General features: G+C 61.9%; 9 protein-coding genes. 7 read left to right on the plus strand and 2 right to left on the minus strand.

The features are described from left to right. The 4 genes from HL653_RS00300 to HL653_RS00315 are packed head-to-tail and all read left to right on the plus strand — an operon-like array spanning nucleotide 1 to nucleotide 7061. Nucleotides 1-2820: a class I SAM-dependent DNA methyltransferase gene (locus HL653_RS00300; protein WP_171742730.1), complete on the plus strand. Its 2820-nt coding sequence runs from the start codon at nucleotides 1-3 to the stop codon at nucleotides 2818-2820. Then, nucleotides 2817-3785, plus strand: coding sequence for a hypothetical protein (locus HL653_RS00305; RefSeq protein WP_171742731.1), 969 nt, complete (start codon nucleotides 2817-2819; stop codon nucleotides 3783-3785). Before HL653_RS00300 ends, HL653_RS00305 begins: the two co-directional genes overlap by 4 nt. Next, nucleotides 3782-5857 (plus strand): DEAD/DEAH box helicase, encoded by a 2076-nt coding sequence (locus HL653_RS00310; protein ID WP_171742732.1) that lies wholly within the window; start codon nucleotides 3782-3784, stop codon nucleotides 5855-5857. The genes HL653_RS00305 and HL653_RS00310 overlap by 4 nt, the downstream gene beginning before the upstream one ends. Beyond that, nucleotides 5850-7061, plus strand: a complete 1212-nt coding sequence (locus tag HL653_RS00315; protein ID WP_171742733.1) for a GIY-YIG nuclease family protein — start codon at nucleotides 5850-5852, stop codon at nucleotides 7059-7061. The genes HL653_RS00310 and HL653_RS00315 overlap by 8 nt, the downstream gene beginning before the upstream one ends. Nucleotides 7062-7250: 189 nt before the next feature. Here HL653_RS00315 and HL653_RS00320 read toward each other — a convergent pair whose 3' ends face one another. Together HL653_RS00320 and HL653_RS00325 are read right to left on the minus strand one after the other, a co-directional pair. Further along, entirely contained in the window at nucleotides 7251-9074 is a 1824-nt protein-coding gene (locus HL653_RS00320; RefSeq protein WP_171742734.1) for a UvrD-helicase domain-containing protein, read from the minus strand. Nucleotides 9075-9082: 8 nt separating this feature from the next. Next, on the minus strand, nucleotides 9083-10975 hold the full coding sequence (locus HL653_RS00325) for an ATP-dependent endonuclease (RefSeq protein WP_171742735.1): 1893 nt from the start codon (nucleotides 10973-10975) through the stop codon (nucleotides 9083-9085). 328 nt (nucleotides 10976-11303) lie between these two features. On the opposite strand from HL653_RS00325, the gene HL653_RS00330 reads away from it, so the two are divergent. From HL653_RS00330 to HL653_RS00340, 3 genes are all read left to right on the plus strand, one after another. Then, nucleotides 11304-12188 carry a DNA N-6-adenine-methyltransferase gene (locus HL653_RS00330; RefSeq protein WP_171742736.1) on the plus strand — a complete coding sequence of 295 codons (885 nt, stop codon included), beginning with the start codon at nucleotides 11304-11306 and terminating at the stop codon, nucleotides 12186-12188. Nucleotides 12189-12315: 127 nt separating this feature from the next. Then, a complete protein-coding gene (locus HL653_RS00335; RefSeq protein ID WP_253717396.1) occupies nucleotides 12316-12567 on the plus strand; it encodes a helix-turn-helix transcriptional regulator in 252 nt (83 codons plus the stop codon). Continuing rightward, a complete protein-coding gene (locus HL653_RS00340) occupies nucleotides 12564-13811 on the plus strand; it encodes a type II toxin-antitoxin system HipA family toxin (RefSeq protein WP_171742737.1) in 1248 nt (415 codons plus the stop codon). The genes HL653_RS00335 and HL653_RS00340 overlap by 4 nt, the downstream gene beginning before the upstream one ends. Nucleotides 13812-14334: the final 523 nt, after the last annotated feature.

Below are 14334 nucleotides of genomic sequence, written 5' to 3' on the forward strand. Positions count from 1 at the left end.
ATGAACGCCGTCGAAATCGAAGAAGCCGTATCGGATCTTGCCCTCCAGCCGTTCGACGCCGCGGAATTCGCCTTCCAGTTTCTCGCGGCTTTCAGCGCGCGGGACACCACGCTCAAGCGGCTGCGCAAGGGCGACTCGAACCAGTCCGACGTGGCCGGCGGCGTGCTTTGGCGCGGCAATATCCATATCGCCGTGGCGCCGGCGGGAGAGGTCGGCGCGACGCTGGCCGCGCTGCGCGCCAGCCCGAAGACGACGGCACAGAAGGCCAAGTTCATCCTCGCCACCGATGGCGATACGGTGGAGGCCGAGGATCTGGTCGTCGGCGACGTGATCGCCTGTGCCTATGCTGATCTGCCGCGCCACTTCGCGACATTCCTGCCGCTGGCGGGCATCTCCACCGTCAAGGAGATCAAGAACAACCCCATCGACGTGAAGGCGACGGGACGGCTCAACAAGCTGTATGTCGAGCTGTTGAAGGACAATCCGGACTGGGCGACCGAGGAGCGTCGGCACGAGCTGAACCAGTTCATGGCGCGCCTGATCTTCTGCTTCTTCGCCGAGGATACGGGTATCTTCGAGGCGAACCTCTTCACCAACACCGTATCGCGCATGAGCGTTGCCGGTCATGGCACGGGCGACGAGCAGTGGGGCAACACGCACGAAGTGCTGACCGAACTGTTCCGGACGATGGACATCGACACCCGCGATGGCGGAGCTGCTCGACGCGAGGCCGGCGTGAAATCCTGGGCTGACCAATTCCACTATGTGAACGGCGGCCTGTTCACCGGCGCGACCGACAGCCCGCGCTTCAGCCGCACAGCGCGCGCGTACCTGCTGCGCGCAGGCGAGCTGGACTGGAAGGAGATCAATCCGGACATCTTCGGATCGATGATCCAGGCCGTCGCCGACGATGGCGAGCGTGGCGAGCTGGGCATGCACTATACCAGCGTGCCCAACATCCTAAAGGTGCTGAACCCGCTGTTCCTCGACGATCTGCGGGCCACGCTGGAGGCGGCGGGCGACAGCAAGCAGAAGCTGCGCAACCTGCGGAAGCGGCTGCGCAGCATCCGCGTGTTCGATCCGGCCTGCGGCAGCGGTAATTTCCTTGTTATCGCCTATAAGGAAATGCGCGCCATCGAGGCGGCGATCGTCGCGAAGCTGGGCGGCGAGGAGAACCTGAAGCTGGCCGACCGCCGCAGCGTCATCCCGCTCTCCAACTTCTACGGCATCGAGATCAAGGGTTTCGCCGCCGAGATCGCCCGCCTTGCACTGCTAATCGCCGAGTTCCAGGCAGATTGCCTGTATCTCAGCCAGCAGGAGGCGCGCGCGATGGTGCTACCGCTGCACAAGACCGGGCAGATTACGATCGGCAATGCGTTGCGACTCGATTGGCGGGAGGTGTGCCCGCGTGCAGGGGCAGCAAGCAGCGGTGAACAGGATCTGGGCGGCCCAACAGGGCGCTTGGCGCTGGAGGCAAATGGGCTAGAAGATAGCGCGGAAGCGGAAACCTATATCTGCGGAAATCCGCCATACAAAGGAAGTCAGGATCAGACCTCAGATCAAAAGCGAGATCTTGAGATCGTTGCCGGATCTAAACTCAAGTCAATAAAATCGGCTGACTATGTCATCGGATGGTTTTTGAGCGCGTCCGCTTTCATTCGCACCGACGGTGGTCGATTTGCATTCGTAACTACTAATAGTGTTAATCAGGGTCGACAAGTTGCGTCATACTGGCCAGCGATATTGGGAAGCGATTTAGAGATTTCATTCGCTCACCCCTCTTTTCTGTGGCGTAATTTGGCGGCAAAGAAGGCAGCTGTCACTGTTTCCGTTGTTGGAATTTCAGCGCGATCCGATTCTCTAAAGATTATATTTGACAATGGACTAGCCACGAGTTGCCGTTCTATTGGACCGTATCTTAGTCCAAATAGTGAGGTGGTCGTCGACAGTCGCTCGCGTCCGATTTCAGATTTGTCTGATATGGAATTTGGATCAATGCCGAACGACGGAGGCGGTCTCCTTATTGATTCCAGCGACTATGTCGCATTCGAGAGATCGGACCCAAGAACAGCACGCTTCCTACGCCCTTTTATCGGTAGTCGTGACGTCATACATGGCCAGCGCCGCTTTTGTATCTGGATCAATGATGATCAAGTAAATGCAGCATCTGACATACCAATTATACGCGATCGCATCACACGCGTTAAGCGGCACCGAGAGGCAAGTGAACGAGAAAGCACCAAAAAACTCGCAAGCTCACCTCACGCATTTGGCGAGAGGCGATACCGATCTGTTCGCTCGATGTTGATTGCGCGCCATAGTGCGGAGGATAGGCCATATCTCCCATTTGATATAGTTGGAGAGAATGTTGTAATTGCTGACAGTGCTATAGCACTCCCAGATTACAGACTTTTCGAGGCTGCGGTTTATGCGTCGCGAATTCATCTTGTTTGGGTGGCAACTGTATGCGGCAAGATAAAGACCGATTTTCGTTACTCTAACACCCTCGGCTGGAATACCTTCCCGGTCCCGCGGCTCACCGCGCAGGACAAGGCCGATCTCACACGCACGGCGGAGAACATCCTGCTCGCCCGCGAGGCTCATTTCCCCGCGACCATCGCCGACCTCTACGACCCCGAGGCGATGCCGGACGATTTGCGCCGCGCGCATGAGGAGAATGACGAGGTGCTGGAGCGCATCTATATCGGCCGCCGTTTCCGCAACGACACCGAACGGCTGGAAAAGCTGTTCGACCTCTACACCAAGATGACCGCCAACGCCGCGCCCAAGGGCAAGAACATGAAAGGCAAGGCGGCATGATGGATCCGCTCGACGCGATCCGGCGCGACCCGCCGAACGTATGGTTGACGAGTTTCTACGGGTTCGACCCAGGAAGTTGGGGCTATTTGGGATTCAGCACCCCGGGCCAGAGGAAAGGCTTCATCACGCGCAGTGAACCAGGGGTTCTCGTCGTTGTGTATGGAACCGGCACCGCGGCACAGGATGAACTAGGCAAGGTTATTGGCGTGCTTCAGTGCAGCCACCGGGTCAACAACGCCAAGGCGTTCATGTCCCCTGTGGCTTGGACGGCGAAGGAAAAGTCCGCAGAGTCTGCCGGAAAGTGGGATCTGGGCGTGAAGGCGACGCGCGCCTGGCGTGTCGCGCCGGAAACCCGTCCGCCTATCGCCGACTTTGCGAACGAGACCTATACCCCAGGACGCGGTCAGGCGATCGGATCCCAAGGCATGCCGCTGACCGCTGCCGAAGCTCTCAAGTTGTTGGACCTCGATCTGCAGGAAGTGCCGGTATTCGGCGAGATCCCGATCCTTGAAGCCGCCTTCGGCAAGGGAGCCGATGTCCTGGTGCCGAGCAAGCCGGGACCAGTATCTCAATCCCCATTCGTGGTACGCGAGGCCGAGGGACCAAAAAGCCTCTACATTCTGGCCCTCGACGGCGACACGTCAGCTTTCCTTGGCCGAGATGCCGGTCTGCAAAAGATCATCAAGGTAGGTGTCTCCAAGACGCCGATAGGCCGGTGCGACGATCACAATCGTGCGCTACCGCGTGGGGCCTTCGCATGGCGGGTGTTCCGGTCGAACGATCACGTTGGAGCAATGCCATTCCCTAAGTCGCGTGCCGCTATCGAAGGGGAAACCGAAATGAAGCGTGTGCTGGTTGCACACGGGCAATCTCTGGGTGGCGAATTCTTCCTGGCGGATGACGAAGCCATCGAACAGGCATGGGAAAGCGGAATGAACAAAGCAAATGAGTGGGCAAGCCAGTGACCGAAAGCCGTTCAATTCCAGCCGTCCGCCTCGTCACCGCGCAGACCGGCGCATCCTCCAGCGCCAACGAACTCGGCATGCGCGTCATGCAGGCGCGCGCCTATGCCCATCGCGGCGAGCAGTATCTGCTGATCAAGTCGCCGCCCGCCTCGGGCAAGTCGCGCGCGCTGATGTTCATCGCCCTCGACAAGCTACATAATCAGCCCGTCTCGCAGGCGATCATCGTCGTGCCCGAGCGTTCGATCGGCAGCAGCTTCGCCGATGAGCCGCTGACCAAGGGCGGCTTCTATTGGGACTGGGCGGTCAAGCCGCACTGGAACCTGTGCAACACGCCTGGCGCCGACGATGTGAAGGTCGCCAAGTCCAAAGTGAAGGCGGTCGGCGAGTTTCTGGCCAGCGACGACAAGGTGCTCGTTTGCACGCACGCTACCTTCCGCTTCGCCATCGACGAGTTGGGAATCGAGGCCTTCGACGGCCGCTTGATCGCGGTGGACGAGTTCCACCACGTCTCGGCCAATCCCGACAACCGGCTGGGTGCCCAGCTGGGCCAGCTGATCGCCCGCGACAAAGTACATCTCGTCGCGATGACCGGCAGCTATTTCCGCGGCGACTCCGTGGCAGTGCTAACGCCCGAGGACGAGGCGCGCTTCGTCACGGTCAGCTATACCTATTACGAGCAGCTCAACGGCTATCAGTGGCTCAAGACGCTGGACATCGCATATAGCTTCTACACCGGCCGATACGTCGACAAGATCAACACCCTGCTCGACCCGGCGGTGAAGACGATCGTGCACATTCCCTCGGTCAACAGCCGGGAGAGCACGAAGGACAAGCACCGCGAAGTCGAGGAGATCATGGATCACCTCGGCAAGTGGAAGGGGACCGACGAGACGACCGGCTTCCACCTGATCGAGACGGCGGCGGGCACGACGATCAAGGTCGCCGATCTGGTCGACGACGATCCAGCCAAGCGCGATCGCGTGTCGGCCGCGCTGAAGAGCCCGCAAGCGCGCAAGGATCGCGATCACGTCGACGTCATCATCGCGCTGGGCATGGCGAAGGAAGGCTTCGACTGGATCTGGTGCGAGCACGCGCTGACTGTCGGCTATCGTTCCAGCCTGACCGAGATCATCCAGATCATCGGCCGTGCGACCCGCGACGCGCCGGGCAAGACCGTAGCGCGCTTCACCAACCTGATCGCCGAACCGGCTGCCGCCGACGACGTGGTGGCCGAGGCGGTGAACGATACGCTCAAGGCGATCGCCGCCAGCCTGCTGATGGAGCAGGTGCTGGCGCCGCGTTTCGAGTTCACGCCCAAGGATGCTGGGCCGAAGGACGGCTATGACTATGGCCCTGACGGTTATGTCGAAGGCCGCACCAACGTCGGCTTCAACGAGGAACGCGGCCAGTTCCATTTCGAGCTGAAGGATCTGGTGCAGCCGACCACGCCCGAGGCGCGCCGCGTGTGCGAGCAGGACATCAACGAGGTCATCACCAGCTTCATCCAGGACAAGCAGGCGATCGAGCGCGGCATGTTCGATCCCGAAGTGGTGCCGGAGGAACTGACCCAGGTTCGCATGGGCAAGATCGTTCGCGAGCGGTATCCCGAGATGAGCGAGACGGATCAGGAGGCGATCCGCCAGCACGCCATCGCCGCGCTCAACATCACCCAGCAGGCCGCGAAGATCGTGACCGAGACAGCGACCGAGGATTCCAACGGCGAGTTGAAGGCCAACACCTCGTTCGTCGACGGCGTGCGGAAGTTCATGAATGTGCGCGAGCTGGACATCGACCTGATCGACCGCATCAACCCGTTCGACGCCGCCTATGCGATCCTCGCGAAGGCGATGAACGAGGGCACGCTGCGCCAGGTGCAAGCGGCGATCTCCGCCCGCAAGAATACGCTGACCGAGGAGGAGGCCCGCGCTTTCGCGGTACGAGCCGTCCAGTGGAAGCGCGAGCGCGGGCGCGCGCCCGAGGCGACATCGCAAGATCCGTGGGAGCGACAGCTGGCCGAGGGCGTCGCTGCCTTCGCCCGCTTCCGCCAGAAGGCAGCCACCGCCAATGGCTGAAATGACCGACGACGATATCCTCGCCGAACTGGGCGTAGACCTGACGCCGAAAAAAGTACGAGCGCGCACTCCGCGTGAAGAACGCATCATCGCGGGGTTCGAGGATATCGTGAAGTTCCGCGAAGAGCATGGGCGCGCACCGCAGCATGGCGAAGATCGCGATATCTTCGAGCGGCTCTATGCCGTCCGCCTCGACCGCCTGCGCGCGCAGGCGGATTGCCGCGCGCTGTTGGCGGACATGGATGTGCATGGCCTGCTGGACGATGTGGCTGTCGCCGCGCCGGTCGATGGCCTCGACGACAGCGCGCTGCTGGCCGAACTTGGCATCGCGGCGGAAGCGGCCGACGACATCACCCAGCTCCGCAATGTCCGCTCCAATGCCGACCGCCAGGCGGCCGAAGAAATTGCCAGCGCCAAGCGCTGCGAGGATTTCGCAGCCTTCAAGCCGCTGTTCGATGCGGTGCAGGCCGATCTGGAAGCTGGCGTCCGCACCACGCGCCCGTTCGTGCGCGACCTCGGCATGTCGAAGGCCGACATCAAGCTCGGCGAATTTTTCATCGTCGGCGGACAGCTGGCCTATGTGTCGGAGGTGGGCGATCCCCAGAAGGCCCCCAACGGCGAAACCGACGCCCGCCTGCGCGTGATCTATTCCAACGGCACGGAGAGCAACCTGCTCCTTCGGTCGCTGCAGCGCGCTCTTTATGAACCCGACAAGGGCGGACGCTGGGTGAGCGAGCCCAACGCGGGCCCGCTTTTCTCCGAGGCCCAAGCGGCCCAGCTTGAACCCGAACAGCTGGCAACCGGCACGCTTTACGTGCTGCGCAGTCGCTCCACGCATCCGACCATCGCGGCGAACCGCGACCTGGTTCACAAGATCGGCATCACCGGCGGCTCGGTCGAAGCCCGCATCGCAGGCGCTGCCGACGATGCCACCTATCTGCTCGCCGACGTGGACGTCGTCGCCACCTACAAGCTCTATGACATCAACCGTCCGCGCCTTGAGGCCCTCATCCACCGGGTGCTGGATGCCGTGCGCTTCGACATCTCAATCCCCGATCGCTTCGGCAAACCCGTCCGGCCGAGGGAGTGGTTTCTGGTGCCGCTGCCCGTCATTGACCAGATCGTTGAGCGGATCGGCGACGGAACGCTGGTCGGCGTGATATATGACCCCTCTCAAGCTGCGCTTGTCGGCACGATATCTTAGGTGCCGGTAGGCGACCGTTCGGTTCGAAGCCAGGTTGCGGGGATGAATGACGCTCGTTCGGAGTCGGCTGGCGACCAGATAGCGACATACGCTTCTAGTGGCGCGAACGTCGCAATCTAACAAAAGCAGTCATTCGGGTTGTCTCATGAAACCACCCGGACTCAGATCGCCAACGCTCACCGCTCAACTCTATTCCACGGGGATCAGCAGAACGCAGACATCGTCCTTGGGCGACATGATCGTCGTTCGGATCTTCGCGCGGGTCACGCTGACGCGAAAATTCTGGCGCGCCTGCGTCATCGGGCCGGCGCTCACATTGCCGCCGACGATCCGATCTGGGTTGCCCACGATCTTGCCTTTGACCCGCTTCGGCCAGCCTTCAAAGATAATGACCTCGTCGAACTGCTTACCCTTAGCCTTGTGCATGTTCATCACGACAACACCTGACTCAGGCTTGTGCGCCGTCGCGAAATGCTCCTGAACGAATGACTGACGCGTGATGGCCAAGGCGTTCTTGTAGCCGCCGGTGTCGCGCCAATCCTGCGAGAGGCTCTGACGGAGCTGCATGCCCCGTTCCAGCAAGCGAACGTTACGGGCTTCTTGGGCAACCTCCACGAGCCGCTTGCAGCCACCCGCCTCGAGGACAGCACGAACCGCCGTCCAGTCGGCATCAGGCTGGCCGGTCAGCACCAAGGCGCTCGCAGCTTGGTGCACGGCGAAAGTCGGCTGGAGGACGCTGTTGCTTGGCGTCGCCTTGCCTTTTGCAAGGCACTCGTTCCACTTTTCCAGCGCGGACCTGAACCGCCCGGCTTCCGCCAGGTCGCCCTTCGTCGGCTTCGCGCCGCCGCGTCCGTCGAAGAAACTGCAAAGCACGTCGACGAACTCGTCGAAGCAGCCATTATGGCTGCGCTGCTGCAGGAGGAACGCGATCACCTCGGCGGCTAGGATAGGTCCTTCCATATCTACGGCCGCCGTATGAACGATCGGCGGCACGGTTCCGAACGGCGCGCGCAGATTGTCAGACACCAGACGCGTCATGCGCTTGGTAGGGACCAGGATCGCAAGCGACCACTCGCGCTGGCCTAGCGCGACGAGCCGTTGCCGGGCCTTCAGCACCTGAGCAACAAGCGAGGCATAGGCTTGGTTCGGGTTCGACGCGAACCATTCGGCTTCCACGCCCTGATAGGGTTCGTCGCGAAACTTGCCCGTGAGGAGATGATTGCCGAAGATGGCAATATCGGTGCCCTTGCTGCGGTGATTGTCGCCGGCGAGGTCGTGCTCTGACGGCGTGAACGCGGCCCTGAAGTGGTTCAGCCGCTCGGGATCGGCACCGATGAAATCGAAGATGCGCTGCTCGGGATCGGCCAGCGCGATCAGCGTGCTGCTCTTCCCGATCGCCTCGACGGCGCGCCATTGCTCGGCGCTGGTGTCCTGAAATTCGTCCAAGATGATGAACGGATACATGGTCGAGACGAGTTCGCGCACCTTGGCCGAACCGTGCAGCAGGATGGCCACGCGCTCGGCAAACAAATCGAAGCAGACCTTGCCTTCCTCGGTCGCGAGCCGCATGCGTTCGGCCACTTCCAATGCCGCCTTCTGCGATCTTTCCTCGTCCGACAGCTTCGACGGGGCCTTGAAGCCGCTGCGGATCGACGACAGCGCGATCGCTTCGTTCGGCGGCGTCAGGATCGTCATCCGCCGCGGAAACCCAACTAAATAGCCGTGGGCCTTGAGGATACGCCAGAAGAAGGAGTGATAGGTATCGACCTTAATCCGCTTCTTTTCCTCCTTGGTGACCGACCGCTCTTCGTCGATCGCCTCGAAAACGCGCGAGACGGTTGCGCGCGCGAAACTCAGGAAAAGGATGCGCTGCCCAGGCCGCAGTTTTTCACGCGCGATCTTAGCCGCCTTCAGGATCGACACCGTGGTCTTGCCCGAACCGGGACCGCCAACGACGAGCTGGGGCCCATCCGCGGTTAGAACTTCCTTTTGCGCCAGCGTCAGGTCGACCATGGCGCCCTCTAAGCAGCGGGCCCGAGACCGGCCTGCCCACCATTTCCGGCCAGAGGCGCGGGCGGGGCCGGCGGCGCTGGCGGCGCTGGCGGTGGCGGCGGGACCGGAGGCGCTGGCGGCGCGACGGGCGCGGGCGGCGGATCACAAATGGCCTTCAGCGTTATGCACGCGTCGCGGATCCACGATGGCATCTCAGCCTCGGAACACTGACCTAGAAAATCGGCGATGCCCCAATTGCCCTTGGCCCAACCGAAATACTCTTTGAGCGCCGGGATCAGATTGGCCTTGGGATCGGGATATTTGCCGAGAATGTGCGGCGGCCAGTCGAGCGCATCCGAGAACCGCTCGAGCGCTTCCTGGGTCGTATTCTTGAGGATCAGATCCTCGATCCCCTTTTCATCGTGCATGAAGAGCCGCTCGACCTGCGCTTCGATCGCCGCCTTCGCCGGATCGGTCTGCTTGTCGCATAGTCCGAAGGTCCGCTTGCCGAGGCCCTTATATAGCCCCGCCAGGTCCGCGATCTGCGACTCGGTCCCTGCATCAATGATGCAGATGCCCAGTGCCTCGATCGAGGCATAGGTCGCGGCATTAAGCTCGGACAGCCGGCGCGCGGCCACGGGAAAGGCGCTGGCCTCGGTCGCTCCCTCGGCGATCAGCACGCGGCGGGACAGAAGCCCCTCGCAGAAGCGGGTACGAAACTCCTGACGGTAGCGCTTGTGCTTGACGCTATCGGGCAACGCGATCTGCGCTTGGCTCAGTTTGCCCGCGTTGTCCCGTGACAGGATCACCGTCTCGTCCAGCTTGAACTCCTCAAGGACGTAGGGCGAATGGGACGTGACGATCGACTGCGCCGCCAGCTTGCGCAGCTCGTGTACGATCCGCTTCTGGGCATAGGGCGGGATCGCCGTCTCGACCTCCTCCATCGCGAAGATGACGTTCTGCTTGTCCTCGGCGATCTGCGACAGCATCGCCAGGACCAGCATGTTGATCGTACCGGTGCCCTGCCGGAAGAACGGCGCCGCGTGGGTACCGTCGCCAGTCGCGATGAAGGCGGTCACGACTTTGCGCAGGTGCTCGCGCGTCAGGTTCGACACCTTAAGGTGCGGCTTCACACCCCATTCGCGCGGCACATATTTCTTTAGCGACTTGTCGATGCTGTCGAGCACGCCGGAAATGCCGAGCGCCGGATCGCTTGCGACGTCGATGCCGGCAAGCGTACCGATCGTGCCTTCCCACATCTGTGGCCGGATTTCCTTCAGGCGCAGGATGATGTCGAGGAGGCTGCCGTGCTCGAGGCTAAGCGCGCGCGACCCCGTGCGCAGCGAGCGCAGGAAAAGGAAGCCGCAATGTTGCTTATCTTTTTTTGAGAAGGGCTCGGGCTTGTCGCCGTCGGTCAAGCTGCGCGAATAGAAGGTATTGCCGGTAAAATCGTCTTCGTCCGGGTCATAGGCGCCGATGAAGGTGACACGTAGCGCGGCCTTGATGTTTACTTCATCGACCCCCGCCGGATTGGCATCGGTGAAGAAATCGCCTGTTGCGACGTTGAGCCACTCGACATGCCCGCCGAACCTTGCCTCCTGCTCTTCGGACAGGCCAATGATGGTCACTTCAACCGTGATTTTCGGCGCCTCACCGGGGGCCGCGTCCGCGCCCTCAACCGGCTCAGCGCCTTCCTCGGGCACCGCTGGAGTTACAGCGAGATAGTTGCTCTCGAAAAAATCATGCTCGTCGACTGGCGGGCGCCGGCTCAGTCGATCCGGACCCAGCGCAAGGTCTATTGCTTCAAGGACAGAGGATTTTCCCGTATTGTTGTCGCCGATGAGGACGGCGTGGTCAGGCAGAACCAGCTTCGTAGAACTGATGCCCCGGAAGTTATCGATCGATACGGCGTAGATTTTCAACGCAGCCCCCTGGCGCAATCCGGTTCCATTGTTTTCCCTGGTTCACAGCTATCTCCGATTCAATCCGACGTCACCCGTCATTCCAGAAAAGTGCCGCGAGGATGGACGAATGGCAGGGCTGCGAAATGCAGCGACTGAGGCTGATCAAACATTTTTAGGACACGTTGGTGACGCTGGTGCGGCTTGGATAAGAAGGCAGCTTGTCGCCTTTGTAAGGCTATCGCTCCCAGGAGCGCAGGCCAAGGCATTCGCTAGTCTAGGAGACTTGGCCGGAAGGGCGAACCGTGCAATTCTACGACCAGAATATGAGCTCATTTGGTATCAGATTTTGATCTATGATTTTCGCGCTGCTCGCTTGGCGGCGGGTTTGTCTCAGCGGGCGTTGGCAGAGCTATTGGACACCGATGCCCAGGCCATCAAGCGGATGGAAAAGGGCGTGGGGGCAGTCCCAACGTTGATCGCGGCCATGAAGGCGCTGAACTTTCGCCTGGCCGGTGTCGGAGCGGGCGCGACCTTGCCCGAACAATTGCGCACGCGACGGCTGAGGCGCGGCATGTCACTCGACCAAGTGGCAACCATGACGGGGCTGTCGCGCACGACGATCGCGAGTCTCGAGCGCGGAGGTGGATCGGTTGCCAGCCTGCTGCGTCTGCTCGAAGCAATAGCGCCGAACGCCCGTCGCCGCTCGCCCGAACGATCATATTGGGGATACGCGGGCGAACTCGACCGGGACAGTCGATTCACCCCGCCAGACTTCATGAACGCCATCTACTCGGCATTCGGCGAAGTCGATCTCGACCCATGCGCTCACCTTCTCAGCCCTGTAGTCGCGCGCTGCCGTATTCTGCTGAGCGACGGTGGCGATGGGCTCACCGATGACTGGTCAGGCAGGCTCGCGTTCGTCAATCCGCCCTTCTCGGCGCTACTCAAATGGCTGCGTCGCGCTCATGACCAATGGCATGCGGGGAACGTCGAGACGGTCGTGTTCCTCGCCCCTGTCAGAACCGACTCGGCCTGGTTTCACGATACGCTTAGCACCGTTGCCGATATCTATCTCCTGAGAGGCCGCGTGCGATTTCTGAAGGCGGACGGAAAAGGCCAGCACACGCCATTCTCCCTGATGGTCGTGACGCTGGGCGCAAACGCTGACCAGAGGCGGCGGTTTGCCGAGGCCGTACCTGGCTTCTGGCTCGCCCGCCGCGACGCTGGCTGATGCATTGTCCATATATGGCCGATTTATTGATTATTCTCTTATTATCGTCCATATAAGGACTATGTTAGAAACGCCTCTCGAACTGACGACCCTCATAGGGCATCGGATTAAGCGCCGCCGGCTCGACATGGGGCTTACCCAGACCGATGCAGCAGCGCGCGCCGGCATCGCGTATCGGACGTGGCGACGGCTCGAAGCCGAGGGCAACGCCTCGATCGAGGATCTCGTTCGCGCTGCGGTCGCGTTGCGCTGCGAGCAGGATCTTGCCGGGCTATTTCCTGCGCCGCCGGCGACATCGATGGACGCGCTGCTTGATCAGCAGAAGGCGGCCGCCAAGCCGAAGCCGCGCATGCGCGCACCGGCATCGCGGGCGTCATGAAACTCGCGCCCGGCACGCCCCTCGATATTGGCCTGATGCTCGACGAAGGCGAGGCCGCGGATACCGTGTGCCGCCTCGCGATGGCGGATGGACTGGCGCAGGTCGAATGGTCGGCGGCTGTCGTCGATCAGCGGTGGCGGATCGACCCACTGCTTTATCCCCCGGAACCCGGTCTCCACGCAGCACGCGGGCGCAATTTTGACGGCCTTCATGGCTTCCTGTCCGACAGTCTGCCCGACGCGTGGGGGCAGATGCTGATGAAACGGAGACTGGAGAAGCTGGGCGTCCGTATCGACACGCTCAGCGCGGTGGACCGGCTCGCCCTTGTCGGCCAAACGGGGCGCGGCGCACTGGTCTATCAGCCGGCGACGACTCCCACCGAGGATGTCGGCACGATCGATCTAGACGCGCTGGCCGAGGAGTCGCGTGTGCTGCTGCTCGGCAACGATCCAGCGCAGATCGACACGCTTGCCCGTCTCGGCGGCGCATCTGGCGGTGCACGGCCCAAGATCCATCTGGGCATCGCGCCGGACGGGACGTTGAGTGGCGAAGGCGACACTGGCCACGAAGACTGGATCGTGAAATTTCGCGCCACTGTCGATCCGATCGATATCGGCCCCATCGAAGAGGCCTATGCCCGCATGGCCCGCGCCGCTGGCATCGATATGGCTGCGTCCCGTTTGCTTCCGGCCCAGACCGGGCCCGGCTATTTCGCGACGCGCCGGTTCGACCGACCTGCGCCAGGCCGACGCCTCCACATGATATCGCTCGCCGGTGCGCTGGAGGCCCGTGCCGACATGCCATCGATCGACTATGATATGTTTCTCCGCGCGACGATGGCGATCACCCGCCATGCCGCCGACGTCGAAGAAGCCTTCCGCCGGATGGTCTTCAATATCCTTGCGCACAATCGTGACGACCACACGCGCCAACACAGCTTCCTGCAGGATGCAGCCGGCGATTGGCGCCTCGCCCCAGCCTATGACCTGACCTTCTCCAACGGACCGGGCGGCGAACATTACCTCGCGGTAGAGGGCGAAGGGCGAGCGCCGAATCGCGCTCAGGTGATGACGCTGGGGCGACGGCACGGCCTGTCCAACCGGGCAATCGCGTTGATCATTGACGAAGTACGAGCCGCGCTCAGCGATTGGCCCCAGATCGCAGCGGAGGCAGGGACAACGGTGTCGGTCGCCGAGATCGCCGAACGCCATGCCGAAGTGGCAACCCATTTCGGTGATCGATAGCGCTGCCCGCTATCGATCATTCTGACCGCAAACCGTGACTTATAGCGGTCCGGGATCGAATACGGGTCTGCCGCCGCACACGGTCGCCGGAACCCAAACCGAGACGCGGTTCGGTGCAGCCAGCGCTGCCCATTCGGCGCCACCCGCAAGCGCTCGTATTCGCATAACTTATAGCGCGACGAGGGTGTCATCAGCGGCCCTTGTTGGCCGGTTTCAGGATGGCACTTGACCAACACACACAACCCACACACAAGGGCTTCGCGATCCCGCAAAAACCGCGGATTTCCGTGGGTCGAAGGGGCAGGTATTTCGGTCTGGAATCCTGTCTCCCCGACCATGTCTCTCCTGCTTCTGCCCGATTGCCGGTGCGACGCTCGATGCGCGACCCGGCTCGGCCCATCGCACTTTTCGGTTTTTTCGGCGGTTGCGGCGCCCAACCCCTTCCTCTCCGCCACGATGCGAGTAGGGCGCAGGCAGGGATAAGCGGTCGCATCCGCGCATCCCGCCAGTGAACAGATGTCGG

It is taken from the genome of Sphingomonas sp. AP4-R1 (genome assembly GCF_013113735.1).
In the GTDB taxonomy this organism is placed as follows: Bacteria; Pseudomonadota; Alphaproteobacteria; order Sphingomonadales; family Sphingomonadaceae; genus Sphingomonas_I.